Source organism: Arthrobacter sp. CAN_A212 (assembly GCF_015752345.1).
Classification (GTDB): domain Bacteria; phylum Actinomycetota; class Actinomycetes; order Actinomycetales; family Micrococcaceae; genus Arthrobacter_D.
In genome coordinates this window covers 1-4,243 of record NZ_JADOUT010000052.1, presented here as the reverse complement: position 1 = coordinate 4,243, position 4,243 = coordinate 1, and the positions used below count along the sequence as shown (strand labels likewise).

3 protein-coding genes and 1 pseudogene are annotated in these 4,243 nt (G+C 53.5%); all 4 read left to right on the top strand.

Features of this window, described 5'->3' with window-relative positions:
• A pseudogene (locus IWX64_RS17390) lies at positions 1-114 on the top strand (IS30 family transposase); the annotation flags it as partial.
• 503 nt (positions 115-617) lie between these two features.
• The gene (locus IWX64_RS16585) at positions 618-1,715 is read left to right on the top strand and encodes a type I restriction endonuclease (protein WP_196868230.1); all 1,098 of its coding nucleotides are present in this window, start codon (positions 618-620) and stop codon (positions 1,713-1,715) included.
• A gap of 179 nt (positions 1,716-1,894) precedes the next feature.
• Positions 1,895-2,785, top strand: a complete 891-nt coding sequence (locus IWX64_RS16580; RefSeq protein ID WP_196868229.1) for a NotI family restriction endonuclease — start codon at positions 1,895-1,897, stop codon at positions 2,783-2,785.
• A 103-nt stretch (positions 2,786-2,888) separates the two neighbouring features.
• Complete coding sequence (locus IWX64_RS16575; protein WP_196868228.1) at positions 2,889-4,175, top strand: DNA cytosine methyltransferase; 1,287 nt, start codon at positions 2,889-2,891, stop codon at positions 4,173-4,175.
• Positions 4,176-4,243: the final 68 nt, after the last annotated feature.

The window sequence follows — 4,243 nt, the reverse complement described above, 5'->3', positions numbered from 1 at the left end:
CTCGACGCCATCGCCGACGAACTCAACGACCGACCCCGCGCCACTCTCGGCTACCTCACACCACGAGAAGTATTCACCAAACTACTCAACGACAATGTTGCTACCACCGCTTGACACCAAGCCGTGTTTGTGCCGATGACCGCAACCGACTGAGCGAACGGCGGGATTACCTTCGAGGAAGCGACAGCCTTTGCATCCGAGTTGGCAGGCTTGGGTACCGACCTCCTCGACGTCTCCTCCGGTGCTTTGGTACCGACCGCTCCACCACCCCAGCACACCGGACTCAACGTTGACTACGCCGTTCAGCTTGCTGCATCCTCAGGGTTGACAGTCGGACAGTCGGACAGTCGGACAGTCGGCCAGATCGCTGATGCAGTGGCTTTGGAAGCGGCGTTTGATGCAGGCGTCGAGGCAGTTCTCCTGGGACGGGCTTTGCTCAGGGATCCGTATTTCAAGCTTAGGATCGATGACGTTGACCCGAAAGACCGGTGGTCGAGTCAGTACCATCGGGCTTTGATCTGAAGTAGCCCACCTCTGGCGCCTTTGGTCGAGTCGTCCTGCAAATGTGAGTTCGCTCGGCTAGAGTTGCATCATTGATTTCGGATTCAGGGGGAATTGTGGAATTTGCCGAACGGCTCACGGCATTGGCGGCAAAGGTGCGCCAGCAGAGGTCTCAGATTGAAACAGAGGAAGCCACCAAGAACGCATTTGTCATGCCGTTCATCTCGACCATTCTCGGGTACGACGTCTTCAATCCGCTTGAGGTAGTCCCCGAATTCACCGCAGACGTTGGGGTGAAGAGGGGCGAAAAAATTGACTATGCGATCATGCACGGGGGCACGGTTCAGATTCTGATCGAGTGCAAGAAGTCCAAGGAACCGATCAAAATTGAACACGCATCGCAGCTGTATCGGTATTTTGCTGTGACAAATGCTCGGATCGCAATCCTCACTAACGGGGAGGTCTACGAATTTTTCACTGACCTTGACGCACCCAACAGAATGGATGCAAAGCCGTTCCTTGTGCTTGACCTCAACGACATCGATGAGACGCTGATCCCGGAGCTGATGAAGCTCTCGAAGGAGATCTTTGATCTGGATTCCATCATTAGTGCTGCCGGTGAGTTGAAGTACATCGGGCAGATTAAGCGAACTTTGGCTGCTCAGTTCAAAGAACCGGACAGTGAGTGGATCAAGTCGCTAACCACCCGTGTCTATGAGGGTGCGTACACGCAAAAAGTGCGTGAGCAGTTCACTGGGCTAGTCACAAAGGCGACGAAGCAATTCCTCAACGAGCAAGTGAATGAACGTCTAAAGGCTGCTCTGGGGTCACCGAATTACCCCATGGGGAATGACTCGACACTTGCTGCCACAGTCACCAGTGAGCAAGCCGTCGAGGACGATCTCGCCGAGACCGGTGTGGAAACCACCCTCGAGGAACTTGAGGGCTACCAAATTGTGCGTGCGATCGTCTGTAACGAGGTGAAGCCAGCGCGCGTGGTTCAGCGTGATGCGAAGTCCTATTTCGCGGTGCTGTTGGATGACAACAACAGGAAGCCGATTGCTCGGCTCCACTTCAACCGCGTCCAGAAGTATTTGGGTATTTTCGATGATCAGAAAGTTGAGCAGCGCATTCCCATTACCTCATTAGATGAAATCTATGAGCACTCCGATGCGTTGCGAACTAGTGTGAGGGCATATCTGGCGGCGGGCTGAGAGCGATAAGTGTGAGGCAAACAATCGATTCTTATAAGCAGGTGCCGTCCCACATTCATGTCGAATAGCCCTAAGCACTTCGTATATGACCCATCAAAGGGGATTGAATGACTAGTGACCGCGTATCAACCAGTACGAGATATGGAGTAGGTGAGTGGTATGGGTTTCCCCTCGATAAAATGGATAATGAAACTCGAAAACAGTTCGCAGAAATAGCGATCGAGCATGCCACGCAGAGAAAAATAGATCGCGCAAAGATCCCGACCTGCCCGTATATCTCTGCATTAGGTGTAAAAATGCCTTGCAATAAAAAGGGAGGCGTCTGCAGCATTCAACCCGTGACTCAGGGGTCGGGTGGTAGAGCAGAGTTGCATCCCGAAGGACTTGTGAGCGTCTGTCCTCAACGTTTTCTCGAAGAGAAGGGCTTGATGAGATGGGTGGCTGAGGTTATGCTCGGCGATTCCAGTATCAAGGCAGTTCGAGAGATGTCGTTCCTCACAAGTTCATCACCTACTGAAAAAAAGATTCAAGCGGGAACAGGAAGAATTGACTGGCTATTAGTTGACGATAGTCAACCTGCAATCAGATATTGTGCTTTGGAAGTTCAGGCACTGTACTTCTCAGGACACAATATGCTAGACGACTTCAAAAAATATGAACAATCTGGCGATTCTGTCTTTCCGGAAGGTAATCGGCGCCCCGATTATCGGTCCAGCGGTCCGAAACGGCTGGCTCCTCAACTCTCGGTCAAGGTGCCACTCCTGCGTAACTGGGGCATAAAGACAGCAGTCCTGGTAGATCGCTACTTCTTCAATCAGATGGCCAACTTTACGGAGACTGTCGGCGACAATCACCAAGATCGCCTAGCAGCCTCAGACATAGTGTGGTTTGTTGCAGATTATTCTGGGGGAGAACTCGTTCCCGGCGAGATCAGATATTCGTCCTTAGGTGACTCGATAAAGGCGTTGAACGCTGTTGAGGTCATGTCGCGCCAGACCTTCGAAAGCAAGCTGAAAGCAACGCTGAGCTCTACGGCCAGGTCGAGGCGGTACATAGATCTACAGTTCTAAGACACCTCGGGTTGCTCCGGAAGACGTAGGTTGGAGATTTAGGCAGGAGCGGTCCATAGGTGCGGGTCCCGAGATTGTCTGTCGGGCTCGGTATGCTTGAACCATGAACCTGCTTGACCAAGATCGGCCCTGGAAGTACACCATGATTGATCTATTTGCTGGTGCCGGAGGTTTGTCGCAGGGGTTGAAGCGAGCTGGTTTCAAGAGCCTCTACGCGAACGAGGTTGTACCGGCGTACGCCCGGACGTTTGCTTTGAACCACCCAGGCACATTTGTGGAGAGCGAGGACGTCAGGGGTGTTGACGCGCGTGAGGTGAGGGCGAGGTTAGGCGTACGAAGAGGCGAGCTGGATCTGATCGCGGGAGGGCCACCGTGTCAGGGTTTCAGTATCAACGCCCCGGTACGGCGAGCCGATGATCACCGAAATCACTTGTTCCGGGACTACCTACGTTTTGTAGAGGAGTTTCAACCTAGAGCGGTGCTTATCGAAAACGTACCCGGCTTGGTCTCTTTTGGGAACGGAACCACTCTTCAGTCTATATTGACGGCGCTCAGCCTGCTTGGGTATGCGGTCGACGTGCGCATACTTTACGCGCCACTATACGGAGTGCCTCAAACCCGGTGGAGGACGGTTGTACTTGGTATGCGGGACTTTGACGACGCCTCGGCGGCTTTTCCGCTTCCATCTGTGAATTCGCCAGCCCGAGTGAATTTCACTTCCAATTTCGCCGGAAGGAGCCTCATTTCCGTCCCGGAAAACTCATTCCTGCCCGGGCACACGACCGTTCGAGATGCCATTGACGACCTGCCTATTTTGGGAAACGGCGAAGATGGTCTGGGTGTAGGAGAGTACAAGTCGATCCCCAACTCGGAGTATCAACGCGCACTGCGAATTGGATCGACAGGAGTTAGGAATCACGAGGCTGCAAGGCTGGGGGCAATCAACCTGGCTAGGCTTCGACACATACCGCCGGGGGGTAACTGGACGGACATACCGGAGGATCTCCTACCAGCGGGTATGCGCAGAGCCAGGAGAACTGACCACACAAAAAGGTATGGGCGAGTTGATCCGGATGGGTTGGCGTCCACCATTCTTACTAAGTGCGATCCTCATTGGGGAGCATATTTTCACTATGATCAGGATAGAACCTTTACGGTCCGGGAAGCTGCGCGTCTACAGTCCTTCCCTGATTCATATGTGTTCACAGGGTCACGGGTTGAGCAGTACGAGCAAGTCGGAAACGCAGTGCCGCCAATGCTTGCAACAGCGGTTGGAAACGCGATCGCCGTGCTTCTGGAACCCGTTTCGGGCACTATCGCTACGGGCTCCGGTAGTCCGACATGGGATGGCGCGCGATCCATAACCGGCTCTTCAGAATTGAGAGTGTAGTTTCGGTCTGAATCCGCCGGATTCGAGTAGTGATCTGGCGACATAGTTGGTGATGTTTGTGAAGCCGA